The following is a 23,765-nucleotide window of genomic DNA, read 5'->3' as shown; positions in this document are numbered from 1 at the left end:
CCCTTACTGCGCTTGAACCCGCAGCTCAGCTGCGGAACGGCTACGGTGGCCCAACAGTGCTTTCACATCGCTGGATTTCGGTTTAACCAAAGCAAACTTGGTCACCCATTCCGGCCAGTTAGCCAGAATTTCTTCACCACGGCTAGAACCGGTCAACTGAACATGTTCAGTGATCAGACCGCGCAGATGCTCTTCATGGATTGCCAATTGATCAACATCCAGAACTTCAACCAGCTCAGGGTTAACACGTTTACGGAATTCGCCATCTTCATCAAGAACATAAGCGAAACCACCGGTCATGCCAGCACCGAAGTTAATTCCGGTACGGCCCAGTACGCAGACAATCCCACCGGTCATATATTCACAACCGTTATCGCCGATACCTTCCACGACGGTAATCGCCCCGGAGTTACGTACCGCGAAACGCTCACCGGCCCGGCCAGCAGCGAACAACTTGCCGCCAGTGGCACCATACAGGCAAGTGTTGCCGACAATGCTGGCTTCGTGGCTGCGGAAGTTAGAACCCACAGGAGGGCGCACCGCAATGCGGCCGCCGGCCATGCCTTTACCGACATAGTCGTTGGCATCGCCTGTTAGGGTCAGCTCAACGCCACCGGCATTCCACACGCCAAAGCTCTGACCGGCAGTGCCGGAGAAGTAGGCTTTGATCGGGTCAGTTACCATGCCCTGATCGCCATGTTTGGTGGCAATCGCGCCGGATAACGCCGCACCCACGGAGCGGTCGGTGTTGCGGATATCAAAGTAAAACGTCTTGCTCTGTTTGGCTTCAATGTAGGGTTCAGCTTGCGCCAATAACTCTTTGTTCAATAAGCCTTTATCGAACGGCGGATTATTTTCGGTGCAATGCAGCGCTTTGCCCGGATGTGGCGTTGCGGTTTGCAGCATTGGCGACAGATCCAGTTTATTTTGCTTGGCAGAGATACCATCAAGTTCCAACAGCATGTCGGTACGGCCAATCAAATCAACCAGTTGGCTGATACCCAGCTCGGCCATGATTTCACGGGTTTCACGCGCGATAAACTGGAAGTAGTTCACTACACGCTCAGGCAAGCCGTGGTAATGGTCACGACGCAGCTTTTCATCCTGGGTTGCTACACCGGTGGCGCAGTTATTCAGGTGGCAAATACGTAAGTATTTACAACCGAGCGCCACCATAGGGCCAGTGCCGAAACCGAAGCTTTCTGCACCCAGAATCGCCGCTTTAACAATATCAACGCCAGTTTTCAGACCACCATCCACTTGCAGGCGGATTTTATGGCGCAGGCCGTTGGCAACCAGTGCCTGTTGTGTTTCAACTAATCCCAGCTCCCACGGGCAGCCGGCATATTTCACTGAGGAGAGTGGGCTGGCACCGGTACCACCGTCGTATCCTGCAATAGTAATCAGGTCGGCATAAGCTTTTGCCACACCGGTGGCAATGGTGCCAACACCGGGTTCAGATACCAGTTTCACCGAAATCAGTGCTTTTGGGTTGACCTGTTTTAAGTCGAAAATGAGCTGTGCCAAGTCTTCGATTGAATAAATATCATGGTGCGGTGGTGGGGAGATCAAGGTCACACCCGGCACGGAATAACGCAGTTTGGCGATATACGGTGTGACTTTATCACCCGGTAATTGGCCGCCTTCACCCGGTTTCGCCCCTTGTGCCACTTTGATCTGGATAACATCGGCGTTCACCAGATACGCCGGTGTGACACCGAAACGGCCTGATGCCACCTGCTTGATGCGAGACACCTTATTAGTGCCATAGCGCGCAGGGTCTTCACCGCCTTCACCGGAGTTAGAGAACCCGCCAAGGCTGTTCATGGCGATGGCTAATGATTCATGGGCCTCCGGGCTAAGTGCGCCGATGGACATGGCCGCGGTATCAAAGCGCTTGAACAGTGATTCAGCCGGTTCAACTTGATCGACTGGGATCGGGGTGCCTTGCGGTTTGATGGCTAACAGATCGCGTAACGTGGCAACCGGGCGCTCATTCACCAGCTTGGCGTAAACCTGATAATCACTGTATTCGCCGCTATGAACCGCAGTTTGTAAGGTGCTGACCACATCCGGGTTATATGCATGGTATTCGCCGTTGTGAACAAATTTCAGTAACCCGCCCTGATCCAGTGGTTTGCGTTTCAGCCAGGCGCGTTTGGACAGATTCTGTAAATCCTGTTGGAAATCACTGAAACTGGCTCCGCCGATGCGGCTAACCACGCCCTGGAAACACAAGTCGGTCAGGTCACGATGAAGGCCAACGGCTTCAAACAGTTTGGCGCAACGGTATGATGCCACGGTTGAAATGCCCATTTTGGACATGATTTTGTACAGCCCTTTATTGATACCGTTACGATAGTTCAGCATCACATCGCGATACTTCTTATCAATAGCTTGGGTATCAACCAATTTAGCCAGTGTTTCATAAGCTAAATAAGGGTAAATCGCAGTAGCACCAAAACCGAGCAATACCGCGAAGTGATGTGGGTCGCGGGCGCTGGCGGTTTCAACAATAATGTTGGCATCGCAACGCAGATTTTTTTCTACCAGGCGAGTCTGGATAGCACCCACTGCCATAGGAGCCGGCACCGGCAGGCGGTTAGGGGCAATGGCGCGGTCTGACAGCACCAGCATCACGGCACCATCACGCACTTTACGTTCTGCTTCTTCGCATAACGCCAGAACCGCTTGTTCCAGGTCAGTTTCAGCCGGATCAAAAGTCAGATCCAGCCGATCAGCGCGGTAGTATTCCCCTTCCAGCGTGGTTAACTGCTGGAAGTCAGAATAGAGCAGGATCGGCGATTTAAAGCTCAGACGGTGCGCCTGACCTTCGGCTTCGCAGAATACGTTCATTTCACGGCCAATACTGGTGGCGAGTGACATGACGTGCGCTTCCCGCAGCGGATCAATTGGTGGGTTGGTGACCTGCGCAAATTGCTGGCGGAAGTAATCGTAAATAATACGTGGGCCGCTGGAAAGCACGGCAAACGGGGTGTCATCACCCATTGAACCGGTTGCTTCCTGACCAATTTCACCCAGCACGCGGATGACTTGATCCAGCTCTTCGCTGCTGTAACCAAATTGCTTCTGATAAGTTTCCAGCGTCGAGTCATCTAACTCGCGGCTACCTACTTGATCTTCAGGCAGATCTTCGAATGGCACCAGACGCTTAACGTTCTTCTCCATCCACTCTTTATACGGGTGGCGGCTTTTCAGATCGTTATCGGTTTCGGCGGAATGCAGGATTTTACCGCTGCGGGTATCGATAACCATCAATTCACCCGGCCCAACACGGCCTTTTTCCACCACTTCATCGGGCTGGTAATCCCAGATACCGACTTCAGAGGCGCAGGTGATGAGTTTATCTTTGGTGATAACGTAGCGCGCAGGGCGCAAGCCATTACGATCAAGGTTACAGGCAGCATAGCGGCCATCTGACATTACAATCCCGGCCGGGCCATCCCACGGCTCCATATGCATGGAGTTGAAGTCAAAGAAGGCGCGCAGGTCGGTATCCATATCCGGGTTGTTTTGCCAGGCCGGTGGCACTAACAGACGCATGGCACGGAGCAGGTCCATCCCGCCGCTGAGGAACAGTTCCAGCATGTTATCCAGTGAGCTGGAGTCCGAACCGGTCTCATTGACGAAAGGAGCCGCATCCTGCAAATCGGGGATTAATGGTGTTTTGAATTTATAAGCACGCGCCCGCGCCCATTGGCGGTTACCGGCGATGGTATTGATTTCACCATTGTGCGCCAGATAGCGGAATGGTTGAGCCAGCGGCCAGCGCGGTACAGTGTTGGTTGAGAAGCGCTGATGGAACAGGCAGATAGCCGACTCCATGCGCAGATCAGCCAAATCAAGATAAAAACGGGGCAGATCCGCAGGCATACACAAGCCTTTGTAGATCGTGACCAGGTTAGAGAAGCTACAGACGTAGAAATCTTTATCTTCTGAAATACGCTTTTCAATACGGCGACGCGCGACGAACAGGCGGCGCTCCATATCGCGTGGACGCCAGCCAGCAGGGGCGTTCACAAAAATTTGTTCAATCCGAGGCAGGGAGGAGAGGGCAATTTCACCGAGAACATCCGGGTTAGTCGGCACTTCGCGCCAGCCGATAATCGACAGCGTTTCGTTTTGCAATTCTTCTTCTACAATGCGGCGGCTTGCCTTGGCGAGTTCTTCATCCTGGCTGAGGAATATCATACCGACGGCATAATTTTTGGCCAAACGCCATCCGCGTTCTTCTGCGACCATTCGGAAAAAGCGATCCGGTTTTTGTAATAACAGGCCACAACCGTCGCCGGTCTTGCCATCAGCAAGGATCGCGCCCCGGTGTTGCATTCGGGCCAGTGCGTGTATAGCGGTACGCACGACCTTATGGCTAGGTTCGCCTTCTATGTGGGCGATTAGGCCGAAACCACAGTTGTCCCTCTCAAGGGATTTATCGTACAACATATCAGTGAACCTCCCCAGGCTCTGCGAGACTCTCACAAACCGACTCCAGAAGGACATGGTTACATCAGACGGGGTGGGCTGACAGGCGCGTATTTCGCGACAAATCTGCTTTTCCGCCCTCCGCCAATGGCCTCTTGTGACGGTTCTCACAAGTGGTATAAGACTTGTTTTAAGAGGGAGTCTTAAATTACTGCATAATTATGACTAGACGTTTGCCCGTCTAGAAAGCTTCCAGCGGACTTCCAACTTAGCGAGAAAGAATACTCAGGTCAAATATAGGCTTAAGAACTATCTTTAAGGTAATAAATGATTACATCATTATGATAAATATAATTTTATTGGTGTTTTTTCTTGATCCTGGACGGGTAGTGTTAGGTCCTAAAATGTGAGCTGTCTCACTATAGGGCAATCGTCAAATCTCTGCACCATGCTAGTGCTGGTGGTGATGTTGGAGTTATATGCTGTTATTTGTTTATTTATTGGAATTTAAAACTATTTTTCACTGAATTGTAATGGAAGCACTATGAGCTTGGCTGAAATAAGAAAATTTAATCATCGGTCAAGTGATTTTATTTGCGTTTATAGTGAATGATTATGCGGAGTTGCACCCAAGGGTGTGGGAGTTGATCTCTGTCATCGCGAATTGTATCGCTAGCGGGTAGCCTTAAGCTCTTTTTTGACAGGCAGTGCCAAGATTATGCAGTTGCAGAAATTAGTCAATATGTTTGGTGCGGATTTACAGCGTCGCTACGGTGAAAAGATCCATAAACTCACGCTGCACGGTGGGTTTAGCTGCCCGAACCGCGATGGCACTCTTGGGCGTGGTGGTTGCACCTTTTGTAATGTGGCCTCATTTGCCGATGAGCAAATGCAGCAACAGGGCATTGCGCAGCAACTGGCAGAGCAGGCTAAAAAAGCCAATCGTGCAAACCGTTATCTGGCTTACTTTCAGGCTTATACCAGTACTTATGCAGAAGTGAATACGCTCGCGGCGATGTATGAGCTGGCGTTGGCCGAGGCGGATATTGTCGGTTTGTGTGTCGGGACGCGCCCCGATTGTGTGCCAGATGCGGTGCTGGATTTACTCAGTGGCTATCAGCAGCAGGGTTATGAAGTTTGGTTGGAACTGGGGTTACAGACCGCCAATGATAAAACCCTCAAACGTATTAATCGCGGCCATGATTTTGCCTGCTACCAACAAACAGCCCGTCGTGCTCGTGCCAGAGGGCTGAAAGTATGCTGCCATCTGATTGTCGGTTTGCCCGGTGAGAGTCAGGCTCAGTGCATGGAGACTCTGGATAATGTGGTGGCAACCGGTGTTGATGGGATAAAACTGCACCCACTGCATATCGTTGAGGGCAGCACGATGGGCAAAGCGTGGCGAGCAGGGCGTTTGTCAGAACTGGCGTTGGAGGACTATGTGCTGATTGCCGGTGAAATGATCCGCCATACCCCGGCTGAGATTGTCTATCATCGGATTTCTGCCAGTGCGCGCAGGCCGACGTTGCTTGCGCCATTGTGGTGCGCCAATCGCTGGACCGGTATGAATGAGTTGAATAATTATATGCTTGAACATGGTGGACAAGCCTCTGCTTTGTGACCAGCTACTGCGCGTTGTTTCTCAATCTCTCATTGTGATTTGCAATCTTTTCCACACTTCTAAGCAAGCCATCTTATCTCGGCCCAGTTTTGCGGTATGATTTATACCCTTCGTACTTGAAGTCGCAGGGTTGTTAGCTGTGCGCACTTACCCGAATCACTTACTTGTGTAAGCTCATCGGGATTCGCTTGCTGGCTGCCTACCTGCGACTCCAATGACTTTGGGTATAGATTCCAAGGGATATCCAGAAACACAGACAGGAGTTGCTATGAAGCAAATCAGGGTATTAGCCCAGTACTACGTTGATTTAATGGTTAAGTTAGGGCTGGTCCGCTTCTCGTTGCTATTGGCATCGGTGTTGGTGTTGCTGGCGATGGTGGTTCAGATGGCCGTCACGTTAGTCTTGAGCGGTTCTGTCGGGATTCTTGATCTGGTGCGCTCTATCTTCTTTGGCTTGCTGATAACCCCGTGGGCGGTCTACTTCTTATCGGTGGTGGTTGAGCAACTGGAGGAGTCGCGCCAGCGCCTGTCACGGCTGGTCGAAAAGCTTGAAGTGATGCGGTATCGCGATCTGGAGCTGAATAAGCAATTGACGGAAAATATTGCGCAACTTAATCAGGAAATCGTCGAACGGGAAAAAGCCGAAAAAGCGCATCTGCAAGTGGTCGACAAACTAAAAGAAGAAATGGGTCACCGTGAACAGGCTCAGGTTGAGCTAGGGCAGCAGTCGGCCTTATTGCGCTCTTTTTTGGATGCCTCACCGGATTTGGTCTATTACCGTAACGAAGACAATGAGTTCTCCGGCTGCAACCGGGCGATGGAACTGCTAACCGGTAAGAGTGAGAAGCAGCTAGTCGGATTGACGCCAAAAGATGTTTACGCCCCCGATATCGCTGAAAAAGTGATGGAAACCGATGAGAAAGTCTTCCGCCACAATGTTTCCCTGACCTACGAACAGTGGTTGGTGTATCCCGATGGCCGTAAAGCCTGCTTTGAGCTGCGAAAAGTGCCGTTTTATGATCGTGTAGGCAAACGGCATGGGTTGATGGGCTTCGGGCGCGATATAACCGAGCGTAAGCGCTATCAGGACGCGCTGGAGAACGCCAGTAGGGATAAGACCACCTTCATCTCAACTATCAGCCATGAGCTGCGGACCCCCCTTAATGGCATTGTTGGCCTGAGCCGTATCCTGCTGGATACTGAATTAGACGCAGAACAACTGAAATACCTCAAAACCATTCACGTCAGTGCTATCACACTTGGGAATATTTTCAACGATATCATTGAGATGGATAAACTTGAGCGACGGAAAGTTCAGCTTGATAATCAACCAATTGATTTTACTGGTTTTATGGCGGATCTGGAAAACCTCTCTGGCCTGTTGGTTCAACCGAAAGGGCTGAAATTCATTATGGAACCGCAACTGCCATTGCCGGAAAAGGTGATTACCGATGGCACTCGCTTGCGCCAAATCCTATGGAATCTAATTGGTAATGCGGTGAAGTTTACCCAGCAAGGCAAAATTGTGGTACGGGTACACCGTGAGGATACCGACCGCCTGACTTTTGAAGTAGAAGACTCTGGCATGGGTATCCCTGAAGAAGAACAAGATAAGATTTTCGCCATGTACTATCAGGTGAAAGACCGCAATGGTGGTCAGCCGGCTACCGGTACGGGTATCGGCCTGGCGGTTTCTAAACGTCTGGCACAAAGCATGGGAGGCGATATTACCGTGAAAAGTCGGCAAGGTGCCGGTTCTTGCTTTACGCTGACTATCCAGGCTCCCGCAGTGCCGGAGGCTTTCAGTGTGCCGTCAAGCGAGGAGATACCACTACCTGCTCTGCACATATTGCTGGTGGAAGATATCGAGCTGAATGTCATTGTAGCGCGCTCTGTATTAGAAAAATTAGGTAACAGTGTTGAAGTGGCGATGAACGGCCACGATGCCCTGACGATGTTCAAGCCCGATGATTTTGATTTGGTGCTGCTGGATATTCAATTGCCAGATATGAGTGGGTTGGATATTGCGCGGAAAATTCGTGCGGACTATGGCCAGCAATCGTTACCACCGCTGGTCGCGTTAACCGCTAACGTTCTAAAAGATAAAAAAGAATATTTAGATGCCGGAATGGATGATGTGCTGAGTAAGCCGTTGTCAGTTCCCGCTCTTACGGCGATGATCAAGCAATTCTGGGATCAGAAGCCCTTAAACGCGGCAAAAAAACAGGAGCATAAAGTGATGCAAACCCACGAATCGTTACTTGATACAGCCATGCTGGAACAATACATCGACCTGGTTGGCCCACAATTGATTTATCAAAGCCTGGAAATGTTTGAACAAATGATGCCGAGTTATTTGGCGGTGCTGGATTCGAACATGACGGCGCGGGATCAAAAGGGCATTACCGAAGAAGCACATAAAATTAAGGGTGCGGCGGGGTCGGTAGGTTTACGCCACATACAGCAGCTTGCACAACAAATTCAAACCCCGACACTGCCAGCATGGTGGGACAACGTGCAGGATTGGGTTGATGAATTAAAATTAGAATGGCGCAATGATGTGCAGGTGTTACGTGAGTGGGCGGCGAAAGCTGAAAAAAAATAACCCCTACCGAGGCCGGGGTGCGCGAATACTGCGCCAACACCAGGGAAATCGTTAACCTGCGACACTCGTCATACTCCAGGTTACATGTGCGTTGGCTGCTTTCATTCGCCCAATCGTTTACCGATTGGGGATTCGCTCAGTTGCCGCCATCCTGTAACTCGAATTATTGAGAGTATATTATTTCGATTTCGAGTGAATTCGCAGATTGTAAGGATTCGTCCATACATCATACAAGCAACAACATAGCAAATGTAAGCGCTCTTGTTACAAGATTCATTAAAATTTGTGATAGAGACACATCTTTGTTACTCGAACGTATTAAGCGATTGACATAGTGAGAAAAGGAGAGGTGAGATGAAAACAGTCGGTGTGGTACTCAGTGGATGTGGTGTTTACGACGGTGCCGAGATACATGAGTCTGTCTTAACCATTCTGGCATTGGATCGTGCGGGTGCACGCGTATTGTTCTTCGCGCCAGATAAACCACAACTTCATGTTATTAATCACTTTAATGGTGAGGTGGTTGCGCAGGAGCGGAATGTTTTAGTGGAGTCTGCGCGGATTGCCCGTGGACAGATTGCTCCGCTCTGCGATGCGGACTCAAACCGACTAGATGCCCTGATTGTCCCTGGGGGTTTTGGTTCGGCAAAGAACTTGAGCGATTTTGCAATACAAGGTCCTGAATGTGTTATTGATCCGGATTTAGTTAAGTTGACGCAATCAATGCATAAGTCAGGTAAACCAATTGGGTTTATGTGTATTTCTCCGGTAATGCTGCCCAAACTGCTGGGTAAGCCAGTACGCCTGACTATTGGTAACGATCCCGACACGATTGAGGCAATTGAAATTATGGGCGGAGAGCATATTATTTGCCCTGCTGATGATGTGGTGGTTGATGCTGAAAATAAAGTGGTGACAACACCGGCTTACATGTTGGCAGGGTCAATTTCTGAAGCAGCAAAAGGCATTGATAAATTGGTGACTAAGGTGCTGGATTTAACTCAATGACGTCAGTCAGGCGCAAATTGAATTGGCTGTGGTATTGGGGGAAACGGGGGATTATCGGCATCGTCGCGCTGTGGTTGGCGGGCATTTTGATTTTCGCCTTTTTGCCGGTTCCTTTTTCTATGGTGATGATCGAAAGGCAACTGGGAGCCTGGCTTACCGGTGATTTTTCTTATGTTGCGCACTCCGACTGGGTGCCGATGGATGAGATCTCACCTTATATGGCGCTGGCGGTTATGGCGGCTGAGGATCAAAAATTCCCCGGGCATTGGGGCTTTGATGTTGGTGCTATCGAGTCGGCGTTATCCCATAACCAGCGTAATCAAAATCGTATCCGTGGTGCATCCACCCTGTCACAACAAACCGCCAAAAACCTGTTTCTCTGGGATGGCCGTAGCTGGGTGCGTAAAGGTCTGGAAGTGGGATTGACCGCAGGTATTGAGTTGGTGTGGACCAAGCGTCGTATCCTGACAGTTTATCTGAATATTGCGGAGTTTGGCGACGGTATTTTTGGCGTAGAAGCGGCGGCTCGCCATTTCTTCAATAAACCGGCCAGTAAATTGAGCGCATCAGAAGCCGCTCTATTAGCGGCAGTTCTACCCAATCCACTGCGTTTTAAGGTGAATGCGCCATCGGGTTATGTCATTTCACGCCAACAGTGGATATTGCGCCAGATGCGGCAGTTGGGTGGGAAAGAGTTCATTCAGGCGAATGATTTAGACTAATGGTTTGATGTTTTGGATAGTTAAAAATGGGCCTGGATTTCTCCTGGCCCATAATAGGATTGCTCTTTCTAACTAACGGATTATTTCACGAGAGTAAACGCTGTAGTGACATGCTTAACGCCACTAACCTGGCTGGCAATCTGTGCCGCTGATTGCCCTTCTTGCTGAGTTACCAGGCCCAGCAGGAACACTTCGCCGTTTTCAGTGGTCACCTTCACATTAGAGGATTTAACCGAGTCGGCGGTCAGTAGCTGTGACCGGACTTTAGTGGTGATCCAGGTGTCCATTGATGCGGTGGTCAGATCAACCGGTTTACCCAAGCGCATCTCGTTGTACACTTCTGTTGCACCGTCGACACCCGCTGCAATCTGTTTCGCGCGGCTAGACAGCTCTGCGTTTGGTGTTTGGCCCGTGAGCAGGACTTTCCCTTGATAAGCGGTAACCACAAATCGCGTCTGACTTTTTATCTGCTGATCTTTACTTAATGCGTTAACGACTCGGGCTTCCAATGTACCGTCATCGACCTGAGTACCGACCGAACGTGGGTCCGTGACGGATTTGGTTGCAACTGCTGCGGTGCCAACCACCACTGCGCCGACACAACCTTGCAACAGCAGGGCGCTGAATAGCAGGGCAAATATGTAACCAACCTTCATTCGTGCTCCTTTAATCGTCCTGATGAGGAAATAGGGTGTTATCAATTAAGTCACACAGACAATTCACTGTGAGCATATGTACTTCTTGAACTCTGGCGCTGCGGTGTGAAGGAATGCGGATTTCGACATCCTGCTGACCCAACAAACCGGCCAGTTCACCACCATCGTAACCGGTAAGTGCGACGATGGTCATATCTCGGGTGACTGCCGCTTCGACAGCTTTCACAATATCACGGCTATTGCCGCGAGTGGAAATGGCGAGCAAAACATCACCGGCATGGCCGAGTGCCCGCACCTGTTTGGCGTAGACTTCATCGTGCAAACGGTCGTTAGTAATGGCGGTCAGCACAACATTATCAACATTTAAAGCGATGGCAGGCAGACTTGGCCGCTCCGTTTCAAAACGGTTTATCATACTGGCCGCAAAATGTTGCGCGTTAGCCCCAGAGGTGCCGTTACCACAGCAAAGAATTTTATTGCCGTTGAGCAGTGACTGAACCAACGTCATCGCTGCACGAGATATGGCGTCAGGCAGTGCCTCTGCCGCGGCAATCTGGGTTTGAATACTTTCAGTAAAGCAGACTTTGATTCTATCCAGCACGTTGATTTAACTCACTCAGTAAGATATCGCCCGGCATCAGACCGGAGAAAATTGTCAATCCGCATTGAAGGCATTAGGCAGCCACTCTGTCTGGCTACCCGTGATGGCAAATACATCAAAACGGCACGGTGTGGTGGCAAAACTGGCGCCCCGCTGTGCCAGCCAAACGGCGGCGGCACGGAGTAGCCGTTGTTGCTTGCTAAAGGTGATACTGGCCGCAGCACCACCAAACAGGGCATTGCGTCGAAAGCGAACTTCCACAAATACCCAAGTTGCCCCGTCACGCATGATGAGGTCAATTTCACCACCACGGCAGGTCACATTGGCTGCCTGAAAAGCTAAACCTGCCCGCTCCAGATGGTGGCGGGCCTGAATTTCATACTGTTTGCCAATACTCCGTTGGCTCATTTTTCTTTCGTCCTTGAGGTTGCAGGGTGTTAGCTACGTTCACTACTCGGCCCGTCCATGGGCCTCGCCTCTGCGAGGCCGCTGCACGCAGCGTTCAAATCGGTTCCAGACAGATTTGTCACCCGAATCACTTTATGCTGCTGGCACCACCATCCCCTGACGATATTGCAGCCAAGGCAGTTTACGGGTGATCACGCAATCTTCTGATGCGGTCAAATCACCGGTAGTACCGCTGACCTGGAAACCAGGAATTTGGCGCATTTGGGCAAAGTGATTCGACAATGCCCATGCATCAATCCCCATCGCGTACAATCGCACCAGAGAATAGTCGTTGGCATATTTAGCCGATGCCTGTTGCATCAGTGCTGGATTAGACCCTGCCATTAATGGAATGTCGCTAAACTGCACGCCTTCCATTTCCAGACGGTAATCCGGGCCAGCACCGGCCTGATAGCTGCGTGAGCTGGCAAACAGCGATGGTTTGCTGCGGGTGGTGGTCGCCATATCAATCATCGGTTTAATCAGTGTCAGTTCGGCTGGTGTGGCAATGATATAAACCGCATCAATGTTACCACCGACAGACGTTGAAACCACAGGTGCATCGACCGGCGGTGCGGGAATAGTCAGGCCCGCAATGGTAACAGATGCTGGTGTTGTGGCAGGTGCGCTTGAAACACTCACCGGTTGACCGGTCAGGCGGATGCCCGCACCACTGTTGATGGCTTGTTTCAACTCAGCCGTTGAGCCAAAGTTTTGCTGCAATACCGTCTGCCCACCTTGCTTCTGCCACTCTTCTGCGAAGGCTTTGGCGACGCGATCACCAAAGGCACCACGCGGTGTCAGCAGCAACGGCATTCTCTTTTCCTGACTCCATAAATGATGAGCCGCATCGCGCGCTTCATCTTCTGGAGACAGGGCGAAGTAACAGATATTCGGATTGTTTTTGCTTACTTCCGGCTGATTCAATGCCAGAATATTGAGCGTACTGGGTGTTGCACTCAGTTGTTCTACATCCGGTTTCAATAACGGGCCGACCACCAGCGTCGCGCCATCTTGTTGAGCTTGTGCAAGCAATGCTGCGATCGGTTGAGTCGTCGTGTCGTAGACTTTTACCTGTGCATTGCTGGTGGCAACAGGGGTTGCCACTGGCGCTGGCGTGGCAATATCAGTCACCGGTGTTGCAGTGGCATCAGTTGGTGTCGTGGCCGTTGCATCTGGTGTCACCGGAGCCGGGGCATTCACTGGCAAGCCATTTTGCGCGGCAGTAAAACCTTGTTGGATGGCATCGGCAAACACCTGTGCTGGGCCACTTAATGGCAGCAGTAGGGCAATTTTTGCAGTGGATGCCTGGCTAAAATTACTGATTTGCGTTAACGCTGTCGGCAGGTTTTTCGCTGCCGGATTTTGTGGATAACGGTTTTGCCAATCTTTAATGCCAGCTTTCAGCATATCGGGGTCTTGTTTGTTATCCTGATAGACGTGCAGTAAATCCAACCAGCCTTGCAGCACGTTTTCGTCCGCGTTAATCACAATGTTATTTAATTCTTGTGGCGTGAGCTGCGCCAGCGCTTGCCAGGTGCCATCGATATTGTCCTGATGGGCCTTATCTTTCAACAGCGGCTCCTGAGCGATAAACGCACGAATCAGCGGCAGAGTCGCTTTACCCTGATTGGCGGCGATTTGCGCCTGATAGAAGCGAACTTGCTGATTTGCTGAGAGCTTGCTGGCATCGAGCTTGCTAAGAACATCGGCTGCGGCAGGGGTATTTTTCTGCGCAATCAGCAATTCTGCGGTCAGCAATTGTTGTTCCTGACGCTGAGTATCACTCAGGTCCGCTGGCAAAGTACCGAGCTGTTCCGCCGCTTGAGGGATTTTCCCTTCGCGTAACAGGGCACGAAGGGCGAGTAATTGCCAGTCAGCCTTGTTATCATCACTGCTCTGTTGCAACTGTTGCAGATAATAATCAGAGTTAGCGCTTGCTTCGTCCTGTATATTTGCAGGTGGCAGCGTTTGTGGCGCTCTGCCTGAACAGGCTGCCAGAATCAGTGCAGCCAGAACAACAGGGACAAGCCCTGCTTTGGAACGAACGAATGTTGAGGAAAGCATACTGTATCCAGTGATGTTTTTTTCAAGATGCTCAATATTAAATCGGTAATTCGGATGAAACAATGAATCAACACGATCGAGCAGTGATTTCTGCATCTACGCTTTATGTGGTACCTACCCCAATCGGTAATCCAGGGGACATTACCCACCGGGCGCTAGAGGTACTGAAAGGCGTTGATTTGATTGCGGCAGAAGATACACGCCATACGGGGCTGCTGTTACAGCACTTTGCGATTAGCGCCCGCCTGTTTGCACTTCATGACCATAACGAACAACAAAAAGCTGATGTATTGCTGGCAAAACTGCAAGCAGGCCAGAGTATTGCACTGGTTTCAGATGCAGGCACGCCGCTGATTAACGATCCGGGCTACCATTTAGTACGCCGTTGCCGTGAAGCGGGCATCCGCGTTGTGCCATTACCGGGCGCTTGCGCGGCGATTACAGCACTTTCTGCCGCAGGTATTGCTTCTGATCGTTTTTGTTACGAAGGCTTCCTGCCTGCGAAAACCAAAGGCCGTAAGGATACTCTGCAAGCGCTGATTGAGGAACCTCGAACACTGATCTTCTATGAATCAACCCATCGCTTATTGGAAAGTTTACAGGACATGGTAACCGTACTTGGCCCACAACGCTATGTGGTACTTGCCAGAGAGTTAACCAAAACCTATGAGTCTATTCACGGTGCGCCGGTTGGTGAGCTACTGGCCTGGGTTCAGGAAGAAGAAACCCGCCGTCGGGGTGAGATGGTCTTGATTGTTGAAGGGCATAAAGTGCAGGCTGATGATGCTTTACCGGCCGCTGCATTACGTACTTTAGCATTATTGCAAAAAGAGCTGCCACTGAAGAAAGCCGCCGCGCTGGCTGCTGAAATCCACGGCGTGAAAAAGAATGCGCTCTATAAGTATGCACTTGAACAGCAAGATAGTGCTCAAGAGCAAGCGGAAGATGACATTCAACAGTAATGTGATTATAATCCGCCGCGGAGTTGACTAGACAGTCGCCGCTTCGCTGCCGTCCCTTTCGGGGGAGACAGGTGAAGGGGAGGAAAGTCCGGGCTCCATAGGGCAGGGTGCCAGGTAACGCCTGGGAGGCGCAAGCCTACGACAAGTGCAACAGAGAGCAAACCGCCGATGGCCCACGCAAGTGGGATCAGGTAAGGGTGAAAGGGTGCGGTAAGAGCGCACCGCGCGGCTGGCAACAGTTCGTGGCAGGGTAAACTCCACCCGGAGCAAGGCCAAATAGGGGTTCACATGGTACGGCCCGTACTGAACCCGGGTAGGCTGCTTGAGCCAGTGAGCGATTGCTGGCCTAGAGGAATGACTGTCCACGACAGAACCCGGCTTACCGGTCAACTCCACTCCTCTTTAAAAACAATGAGTTGGTGTGTCCCGTCTGCATTTCACATTGAGTGGGATACATGATGGGATACATCAACTTTTGTTCTCTTCCTTATACGTTCCGTCGCAATGGTACTTTCTACCTCTACTTTCGTTTACCAGATAACCGCTTTTTTAAATCATCTTTGGCATGTACTGAGATAAAAAGGGCGAGATTTCTCACATCCAGACTGATGTTTTTCATTTCATTGCTGAAACTTGGTAGGATAGAAAACAGCCAGTTACAGACGATTGTGAGAAAAATGAGACAGTTAACGCAAAATGATATTGATGATTATCTACTAGAAGTTCAAACAGAAATCTATGAAGAAGCCCGTAGGACCAAATTTGAGGCTAGGGAAGAGTCTACTTCTGGATGTAAGCCAATACCCGTCGATTTAGCTAAAGGATTCTCAGAGTTCGCAGGAGAGCACCTAGATGATACTCTTTACAATGGAGCTAAACCATTTTCCAATGATCATATAACCGATTATTTCAGTGCTCAATTTGATGTAACTGGAATGGAAAATCAGCTTACGGAAGCATCTGTACAGTACGACTATTTCCTCAAACAATGGCAGGATGCCAGAACTGCTTTTTTCAGCAGGAACCTAAAAGACTATGACGATATTGTTCAGTCTTTAAAACCTCCAACACTTAATGTTCCTATTTATATCACTGCACCAATGGCTGACGGTTCCAACAGCGAGAATCAGCTTACCTTGGTTGAGGCTTGGAATGATTTTGTAGCATTTACCTCACAGAAGAAGAAATGGACACTTAAAACCCAAAAAGATAATGAAGCGAATTTTGAGTTCATAAAATTTGCACTTGGGGCTGAAACACGGGTGGTATCAATTACCAAGAGAAATATAATCGATATGCTGGATATAGCGGAGTCCTTACCGCAGAGGAATAAAGGGAAGTACAGGAATATGTCATTTCAGGAATGTCTTGATACAGATATTCCTGAGGAGGATTTGATTTCCTCTAGATCTGTTAATGGGTATTTGAAAGTATGTCAGTCATTTTTTTCAGGTTATTTGACACGGGAAGTTGATGTCTTAACTAGCTCACCAACGACGAATGTTAGGTATCCTGCAAAAAGTCAAAGTTATGGTTCGTACTCTCGTAAGGAAATGGCAAAGCTCGTAACTCATTTCCTGAGCCTATCTGGTTGGGAGAAATGGGTGTTTTTATTATTATCCTACACTGGTGCACGTAGGGGAGAAATAGCAAAGTTAAATGCGGAGGATATTAAGTTTGATGATGATTCCCAACGCTATTTCATATATATAAAAGAAAGCAAAACTGAAGCTGGGATTCGGAGTATTCCTTTACATCGTAAGCTAGTAGATTGGGGCTTTCTAGGTTTCGTTGAAAGTAGAAAAACCAAAAGCCAAATCAATGATCTTTTTCCTGAAATTGGTTATGTGAACCGAATCAGCAAAACATTTATCCAGATTAGGGATCGCCTTAAAATTCCCCCTGTGAGTTTTAAGGGTAATCGAAGGGTCGTGCATAGCCTAAGGCACACATTTATAACGAACGCACAGAGTAAAGTCGGGAATGTTAACCTTATTCAGCAAGTCGTTGGGCACGAGCATTCTAAGATTGGGCAAACACAAGTGTATACCACTACATTTGAACTATCTGCCCTATTGTCTGTAGTCGATAGTATCGAATGGATTTGATAATAAAAGTCTAACGAAATATCTTCTTACTGGGGCAACTACCAGCCGGGAGTGTTAGAAATTCTGTGTCATTCCAGTAATATGCAATCAAAAAGGAATGACACATGTCCCAACCCTTCGATTTCGACAAAGCGCTTAAGGCACTCCAGTCCGGTCAGGCATTAACCGGGAAAAATGGCATCTTAACGCCATTAATCAAACAGTTAACCGAAGCTGCATTAGCTGCTGAACTCGATTCGCATCTGGCTCAGGACGTTGAAGCCAACCGTAAAAACGGCTCAGGCAAAAAGACCGTTAAAACACCCACTGGCAGCTTTGAACTGGCCACGCCCCGCGATCGCAATGGTACTTTTGAACCTCAGTTGGTGAAGAAGCACCAGACCACACTTTCCGATGAGATCGAGCGCAAGATCATCCGTATGTTCGCACTTGGCATGAGCTACAAAGATATCAGCCAGGAAATTGAGGATTTATATGCTTTCAGCGTGTCCAGTGCCACCATCAGCGCGGTCACCGATAAAGTTATTCCTGAGCTGAAACAGTGGCAACAACGCCCGCTGGAAGCGGTATACCCCTTCGTCTGGTTGGATGCTATCCACTATAAAATCCGCGAAGACGGGCGTTATCAGAGCAAAGCGGTCTACACTGTTCTCGCCCTGAATCTGGAAGGCAAAAAAGAGATACTGGGCCTGTATCTGTCTGAAAGTGAAGGCGCTAATTTCTGGCTGTCGGTACTGGCCGATCTACAAAATCGTGGTGTGAACGATATTCTGATTGCCTGTGTGGATGGTCTGACAGGGTTCCCGGAAGCGATAAACAGCATTTACCCCGATACAGAAGTTCAGTTGTGCGTCATCCACCAGATCCGTAACTCGATAAAATATGTCGCATCGAAGCATCACAAGGTATTTATGGTTGATTTAAAGCCAGTTTATCGTGCGGTATCAAAAGAGGCAGCGGAAATCGCACTGGACGAACTGGAAGAAAAATGGGGCCAACAATATCCAGTGGGACTTCAGTCGTGGCGGAGAAAATGGGCCAATCTGTCGTGTTACTTCCGATATCCGGCAACGATCCGCAAGGTCATTTACACGACAAACGCCATTGAATCGGTGCATCGCCAGTTCAGAAAACTAACAAAAACGAAAGGCGCGTTCCCGAATGAAAACAGTCTGTTGAAATTACTGTATCTGGGATTAATGAATGCGCAGGAAAAATGGACAATGCCGATCCAGAGCTGGAATTTGACATTGTCCCAGTTGGCGATTTATTTTGAAGGCCGCCTCGATAAAGTGATTACGTTGTAATGATTTTTTAACGTGACACAGAATTATGAACGCTCTCTTCAAAGTTGGGGCTTAGGCCCCAGCTTCCCCTTAGAACCTTTTTAGCGAAAGTCTTTCATTGTGTACCTGTAAACCTCCGCTGCGGCACCGCCACAAATTTCTCCCGTAGTTCCTAGGGTGAACTACCAACTTCAGTATCTGAGACAGATGATGGGTGATATTTGAGAAAGATCGGAGCTAGGTTTTATACTCTATGAAAACTGCTTAGCGACACTGAGTTATTTCCTTCAAATTTGTAGTGGGTTTGGGAGAACGTCAGCGCTGGGGGCCGTTTTTATTGACTACTTTTTTATCAAAAATACATAACCACTGACCGACACAATACCTATTGGATACTCTTAAATAGAGGCAATAAAACATATTTTGAGAGATGCTCAATAGCAGGAACACATACAGCATCACCCATCGCAAAATAGCCTTTATTAAGATTATCGGGTAGCAGGAAAGTATCACGTACACCCTGTAACCTTGCGTATTCTCTGGGGGTTAGGAGCCTTACATCCCAAGAGCCTCCTCCAGCTCTCACTAAAATTTGTTTGCTCGATCCTCCTCTTGGGGTTCTAAGGCAGCCAGCTACACCATCAGTTCTCAACTCAGCCATAGATGAACCAGCACGCATCCTACGGAAAACCGTCCCGTAGACATAAGATGAGCTTTGTATCATGACTGATAGTTTTGCTTGATGATTGGGGTTCATCTGGGAATAAAGATGTTGTTTACGAGTTTCATTCCACCATAATTTTGAATCGTCTTGGATATCAATATCAATAATATCAGCGAGTTCGCTTGTTCTTTGGGCTGGAAGAGGGACGTCAATCAATCCCCAGTTAAGCCCTTCGTTTGAAGCTATTATTCTCTTCAGTTTATTCGAACGTAAGCTAGGTTGTTCATCAAATTTTTGCCACCAAGCATCGAAAATATTATCTGTCTGCTTAATATGCATTACTGATGAAGCAATATCTCTAAGAACTGCAATCACAAAAACCCGTGGTCTACTTTGAGGGGTGAACAAAGCTGCATCTAGTTCTATAATATCAACGATATAATTGAGGTTTGATAAAGCCCTTACAGTTTCGGCAACATCATTTCCATTATGTGAAGTAAGAAAACCACTTACATTTTCAAGCATCACGACCTTCGGGGAATCCCCAACAGACTGCTTATACTCGAGAATCTTGAGTAATGCATTAAGAGTCCCAGACTCCACTCCCGCTAGCCCAGCTCTAGCTCCAGCAACAGATAAATCAGTACAAGGAAACGAGGCCGTGTATAAGAAAACTCCTTCAGGGAGAATTGCGCCCGGGTTAGCTGCTACTTTCCATATGTCTTCTAAATGAAAATGTTCTTCACCATAGTTAGCCACGTAAGTAGCCATTTTATCAGCTGAAATATCGTTGGCCCACACGCATTTCCATCCTGAACTTGATAGACCTTCACGTATAAGGCCTACCCCGGCAAAAAACTCTGCAAATTTCATATCCAACTATATTACCAAGCGATTGAACTCTTCCAAGAGACTATCATTTTTACTGTACATAATACCACCCCTAACCTCTAAGAGCGTACGTCCATTTTGCTGTACAAAGCCAAACGGAATCGCTTTTCTAAAGCGCTGACGCCTAGCGGTACTTAATGCCGTTCTATCATAATTAGTTAGATACTCTGGAAGCCAAACGTCAAAAAACCTTTCTTTTAACTCAGGGCCTGGAATTACTTTGACTACGACCTCTCGATAATCTGGCGAATAAGAACAGAATAGATGATTAACGACACAGTCTTCATGAAGTTTATGCTCTCCAGTGTTCAAGTGGTACTGGTACTCAAAAGAACCACCCCAAGTAGAAGATTTAACTTCCCATCCCTGAAGATCGGCCCCTGTTATACCGTTACCTTTTCTTCCTGTAAGTATTGAGCCAAAAAGCTCCCAGATAACTGAAGGAACATGGCCTGCAACCTTAAGATTATGTTGTTGAAGTAAATTGATTATTTCTTCATCATAGATGTGATTGGCATAGAATGAATATGCATCATCAAGAGTGCTACTACTCATTGTAATCTCCTAGATTGGCTAGGAGACTGTCTGGCGAAACATCCAACGCTGTTGCCAGTTTGTAAATATTCAGAAGGCTAATATTACGCCGACCACGCTCAACAGAACTAATGTAAGTACGATCGAGTTGAGCAAGTTCAGCTATTTTTTCCTGACTCAACTTTCGTTCTATTCTTAGACTGTTAAGCTTTCTGCCAAAGGCCTTAAGGATCTTCTCTTCTGACATCTCAGTCTCCCATAAATGTGAGAGACATGATTAGTTTTATGATGACTATGAGTCCACGGACTATAAGTCACATAAAAGCTAAATAACTCATTAGCATTATTTAGCGATAAAACGTATTGCATAGTACGAGTGACCTATCCTCAAGTTCCTTTAACTACATATCTAGTAGAATAATTTGGATACAGTTAGCAGAGCCGAGGAAGCCCTAGCGACAGCGCCTAGTTATCTATAAAATGGGATACAAACTGAGATACACACTAACCTTTAACTACGTGTAAATGCAGCGGGAAACGGCCTTTCATTTGGCTAGTTGCCTTACCGGTCAACTCCACTCATTCCATAAAACCCCGCTTCGGCGGGGTTTTGTTTATGTGATATATGGTTGAGAGGAATGACTGTCCACGACGCTTTTCACCAAAAGAAAGCGGCTTACCGGTCAACTCCACTCATTTCGCAAAACCCCGCTTCGGCGGGGTTTTGTTTATGTGATATATGGTTGAGAGAAATGACTGTCCACGACGCTTTTCACCAAAAGAAAGCGGCTTACCGGTCAACTCCACTCCTTTTTAAAAACAATGAATTGGTATGTCCTGTCTGCATTTCATATTAAGTGGGATACAGGATGGGATACATCAACTTTTGTTCTCTTCCTTATATGTTCCACCGCAATAGTACTTTCTACCTCTACTTTCGTTTACCAGATAACCGTTTTTTAAATCATCTTTGGCATGTACTGAGATAAATTGTGGCGTTCTATTACTCAAAGGGGGATAAATATCCACCCCGAGTTATGACGTTACAATTTCCTCGCTTTAAGCAGTGTGTAGCATTTCAAAAACTCAGAGGACAATAGCAGGAACACGTTTAGAACTATTATTTGCAACCCAGTAATTGAGAGGAATGTAGGAATGAGTGATATGGATGGAACGACTAAGAATAGGCGAAATGGCTCTTGAATCCATGCTACGGTGATGGCATATTTGCTTTTCTTTAGGAACAAATACGCAGTGACTATTGTAGACAATGTGAGTAGCATCGAACATGAGAAAAAAATAATATATTCAATATGTTCATCTCCTCCTAAAAAAATGAAATTTTTTATATCGCTGTATATAGGTATTCTACCGTCAAACACACTGACGTATATAAACCTTAAAATATAATAGGTATCCATTATCCCCCATAGCAGGAACACTTTATTTCTGAAATTCATATTCATCATCCATTTGTACCGGTTGCCAGTGCCAAGACTTCCCTTCAACTTGCCAATTATCATCACCTTCAAGATAATTTTGCTTTATCTTTCGTATCTCTCCGTATTTTCTAATAACAGAGCGCGAGGCAATGCTATATGCAGTTCCTGTGGGGATCGGTCGCCATTCTTGTATTTTATCTTGTACGGTATGCATCAGATCTTTTCCATCAGAGCCAAAAAACCGTCCTTCTTCCCCGACACTAAATAACCGGTTAAGGGCCATAATGCCGGTATTTCTCAGACCTCGTTTATTGTTATCTATCGTGACCCAATGCCCTGGCCCATATTGAGGAGTTTGTGGCATTTGACCGGCGGTATTTGTTGATCTTTCCGGGATGCCAGAAATAGCTACTTGGGCGTTGTATTTCTGGATTATGTAATCTTTACCAGAAAACCCTTCAGAGGTTCCGATCTGAACCAGAGATCGGTCCTCAACTATCAAGAAAGGATTATCTCTATAGCTCCACGGAATGTTTTGACTTACAACGACGATATAACCAGAGTTGATAAGTTGAAATAGGGGGTCTAAGCCACCACAGCTCTGACTGCTCGATGGGCCAGCCGTTAATGTGTAGCCTGGCAATGGGCCAAATGTAACACCCGGTGTTTGGCACAGACTGTATTCTCTTAACAGTAGCCTTTTAGCGACTGAAGGTGACATGATCAAATCATAATAGTTTGTCGATAACTTCTGACATCGTAAGTCAATAATTCTCATTTTCTGCCCCTGAAATAAGCCTGTCGCTTAGGAAACTCTATCTTCCCACAGACTATAGCCACTGGTGCCGGCGGCATGATGATTCCAGATAATACTCTTGTATTTGAAAGCAACATTCTCTTGCGGCTGGGATTCGTTATGTGTCAGTGAATGGGGATAGAATACTGATAGCTCGGTAATGGTGGCATCGGTGAGTTGCAATGTGTAATACAGCTCCAGGTGCCATTGGGATTAGTGCGGTAAAAATTAAAAGCGCAATCCAGAGATTCATTATCCGAAATGGCAACACCTAACAGCGGGGATGATTTATCGATAGGCTTTTGGATAATGACCGGGTGATGGCTGGAATTCTGCTCTCTAGTTATAGAGTGGCTCAGGCTATATATCAGTATTTCATTAACATGATCAGTTTGGCATTTATTTCCTATTGAATCGAGAGAAGAACACCCCGCAGATATAAGACCCTGCTTCTTTCCCTTGAGTGTTAGATAAATTAAATTCGCCATTTCAATTCCATTATATCATGAGTGAATTTATGAAATTACAACAATTATTGCACAAATGACAGTAACAGCTTTCCTAAACTTGAGTTAAATCAGGATATAGATAAGATTTGGCCTATTTTATTAAGACATTCTTATTAATACTTACCATTAGTTACTGCTTACTTCTCTGGCTATATCCCAACTGCAAAATTTAGCGCAGTAGTAAAGCCATTATCGCCAATAGTGTGTGACTTGGGTAATTAAAGGTTGTGAGGCTGGCCACCGTCTACTCTTTGACATACAAGGCCAAGGCATTAATACAAAATATCTATATGTGGCCCTTTCTGAAGGGGTGCAAACAGTAGCTGTATTTTCATTCTCAGCATGTGAGATAGTACTATGATGGGATACAAGCAGAGATACACTAAGACCTTTAACTACTTGA

The 23,765-nt window shown here is 47.6% G+C and carries 16 protein-coding genes, 1 other RNA gene and 1 pseudogene; 8 read left to right on the top strand and 10 right to left on the bottom strand.

All coding sequences use genetic code 11. The features are described 5' to 3' along the window. Window positions 1-3: 3 nt before the first annotated feature. A complete protein-coding gene (gltB, locus tag AT01_RS09925) occupies window positions 4-4,464 on the bottom strand; it encodes a glutamate synthase large subunit (RefSeq protein ID WP_042547040.1) in 4,461 nt (1,486 codons plus the stop codon). A gap of 697 nt (window positions 4,465-5,161) precedes the next feature. Between gltB and AT01_RS09920 the strand changes: the two genes are divergently transcribed. The 4 genes from AT01_RS09920 to mtgA all read left to right on the top strand — a co-directional run bounded on the left by AT01_RS09920 (window position 5,162) and on the right by mtgA (window position 10,399). Continuing rightward, window positions 5,162-6,064 (top strand): TIGR01212 family radical SAM protein, encoded by a 903-nt coding sequence (locus tag AT01_RS09920; protein ID WP_042547039.1) that lies wholly within the window; start codon window positions 5,162-5,164, stop codon window positions 6,062-6,064. A 268-nt stretch (window positions 6,065-6,332) separates the two neighbouring features. Further along, the gene (gene arcB, locus AT01_RS09915; RefSeq protein WP_042547038.1) at window positions 6,333-8,669 is read left to right on the top strand and encodes an aerobic respiration two-component sensor histidine kinase ArcB; all 2,337 of its coding nucleotides are present in this window, start codon (window positions 6,333-6,335) and stop codon (window positions 8,667-8,669) included. A 354-nt stretch (window positions 8,670-9,023) separates the two neighbouring features. Continuing rightward, window positions 9,024-9,677: an isoprenoid biosynthesis glyoxalase ElbB gene (elbB, locus tag AT01_RS09910; protein ID WP_042547037.1), complete on the top strand. Its 654-nt coding sequence runs from the start codon at window positions 9,024-9,026 to the stop codon at window positions 9,675-9,677. Continuing rightward, window positions 9,674-10,399 (top strand): monofunctional biosynthetic peptidoglycan transglycosylase, encoded by a 726-nt coding sequence (mtgA, locus tag AT01_RS09905; protein ID WP_042547036.1) that lies wholly within the window; start codon window positions 9,674-9,676, stop codon window positions 10,397-10,399. Before elbB ends, mtgA begins: the two co-directional genes overlap by 4 nt. Before the next feature lie 80 nt (window positions 10,400-10,479). Here the strand turns inward: mtgA and dolP are convergent, their stop codons facing one another. The 4 genes from dolP to AT01_RS09885 all read right to left on the bottom strand — a co-directional run bounded on the left by dolP (window position 10,480) and on the right by AT01_RS09885 (window position 14,170). After that, a complete protein-coding gene (gene dolP / locus AT01_RS09900; RefSeq protein ID WP_004701326.1) occupies window positions 10,480-11,055 on the bottom strand; it encodes a division/outer membrane stress-associated lipid-binding lipoprotein in 576 nt (191 codons plus the stop codon). 10 nt (window positions 11,056-11,065) lie between these two features. Further along, complete coding sequence (gene diaA / locus AT01_RS09895; protein ID WP_004701325.1) at window positions 11,066-11,656, bottom strand: DnaA initiator-associating protein DiaA; 591 nt, start codon at window positions 11,654-11,656, stop codon at window positions 11,066-11,068. A 54-nt stretch (window positions 11,657-11,710) separates the two neighbouring features. Next, entirely contained in the window at window positions 11,711-12,064 is a 354-nt protein-coding gene (locus AT01_RS09890) for a YraN family protein (RefSeq protein WP_004701322.1), read from the bottom strand. A 132-nt stretch (window positions 12,065-12,196) separates the two neighbouring features. Then, on the bottom strand, window positions 12,197-14,170 hold the full coding sequence (locus AT01_RS09885) for a penicillin-binding protein activator (RefSeq protein ID WP_042548584.1): 1,974 nt from the start codon (window positions 14,168-14,170) through the stop codon (window positions 12,197-12,199). A 62-nt stretch (window positions 14,171-14,232) separates the two neighbouring features. Here AT01_RS09885 and rsmI point away from each other — a divergent pair, with 62 nt between their 5' ends. The 4 genes from rsmI to AT01_RS09870 all read left to right on the top strand — a co-directional run bounded on the left by rsmI (window position 14,233) and on the right by AT01_RS09870 (window position 18,547). Continuing rightward, the gene (gene rsmI, locus AT01_RS09880) at window positions 14,233-15,132 is read left to right on the top strand and encodes a 16S rRNA (cytidine(1402)-2'-O)-methyltransferase (protein ID WP_042547035.1); all 900 of its coding nucleotides are present in this window, start codon (window positions 14,233-14,235) and stop codon (window positions 15,130-15,132) included. 19 nt (window positions 15,133-15,151) lie between these two features. Then, an RNA gene (rnpB, locus tag AT01_RS20330) (RNase P RNA component class A) lies at window positions 15,152-15,530 on the top strand. A 57-nt stretch (window positions 15,531-15,587) separates the two neighbouring features. Continuing rightward, complete coding sequence (locus AT01_RS22275; RefSeq protein ID WP_235427276.1) at window positions 15,588-17,240, top strand: tyrosine-type recombinase/integrase; 1,653 nt, start codon at window positions 15,588-15,590, stop codon at window positions 17,238-17,240. A 104-nt stretch (window positions 17,241-17,344) separates the two neighbouring features. Further along, a complete protein-coding gene (locus tag AT01_RS09870) occupies window positions 17,345-18,547 on the top strand; it encodes an IS256 family transposase (protein WP_042547033.1) in 1,203 nt (400 codons plus the stop codon). A gap of 364 nt (window positions 18,548-18,911) precedes the next feature. Here AT01_RS09870 and AT01_RS09865 read toward each other — a convergent pair whose 3' ends face one another. From AT01_RS09865 to AT01_RS20755, 5 genes and pseudogenes are all read right to left on the bottom strand, one after another. After that, the gene (locus AT01_RS09865; protein ID WP_071841509.1) at window positions 18,912-20,063 is read right to left on the bottom strand and encodes a DNA cytosine methyltransferase; all 1,152 of its coding nucleotides are present in this window, start codon (window positions 20,061-20,063) and stop codon (window positions 18,912-18,914) included. Between the two features lie 6 nt (window positions 20,064-20,069). Beyond that, the gene (locus AT01_RS09860; RefSeq protein ID WP_042547032.1) at window positions 20,070-20,636 is read right to left on the bottom strand and encodes a hypothetical protein; all 567 of its coding nucleotides are present in this window, start codon (window positions 20,634-20,636) and stop codon (window positions 20,070-20,072) included. After that, on the bottom strand, window positions 20,629-20,862 hold the full coding sequence (locus AT01_RS09855; protein WP_042547031.1) for a helix-turn-helix domain-containing protein: 234 nt from the start codon (window positions 20,860-20,862) through the stop codon (window positions 20,629-20,631). The genes AT01_RS09860 and AT01_RS09855 overlap by 8 nt, the downstream gene beginning before the upstream one ends. Window positions 20,863-22,058: 1,196 nt before the next feature. Next, window positions 22,059-22,835 (bottom strand): hypothetical protein, encoded by a 777-nt coding sequence (locus tag AT01_RS09845; RefSeq protein ID WP_042547029.1) that lies wholly within the window; start codon window positions 22,833-22,835, stop codon window positions 22,059-22,061. A gap of 27 nt (window positions 22,836-22,862) precedes the next feature. Beyond that, window positions 22,863-23,341 (bottom strand): annotated as a pseudogene (locus AT01_RS20755) (Hcp family type VI secretion system effector). Window positions 23,342-23,765 lie beyond the last annotated feature (424 nt).

Origin of the sequence: Yersinia aldovae 670-83 (assembly GCF_000834395.1) — a bacterium.
GTDB lineage: Bacteria > Pseudomonadota > Gammaproteobacteria > Enterobacterales > Enterobacteriaceae > Yersinia > Yersinia aldovae.
The sequence above is the reverse complement of the archived record's forward strand: the minus strand, read 5'-3'. Positions and strand labels throughout refer to the sequence as shown.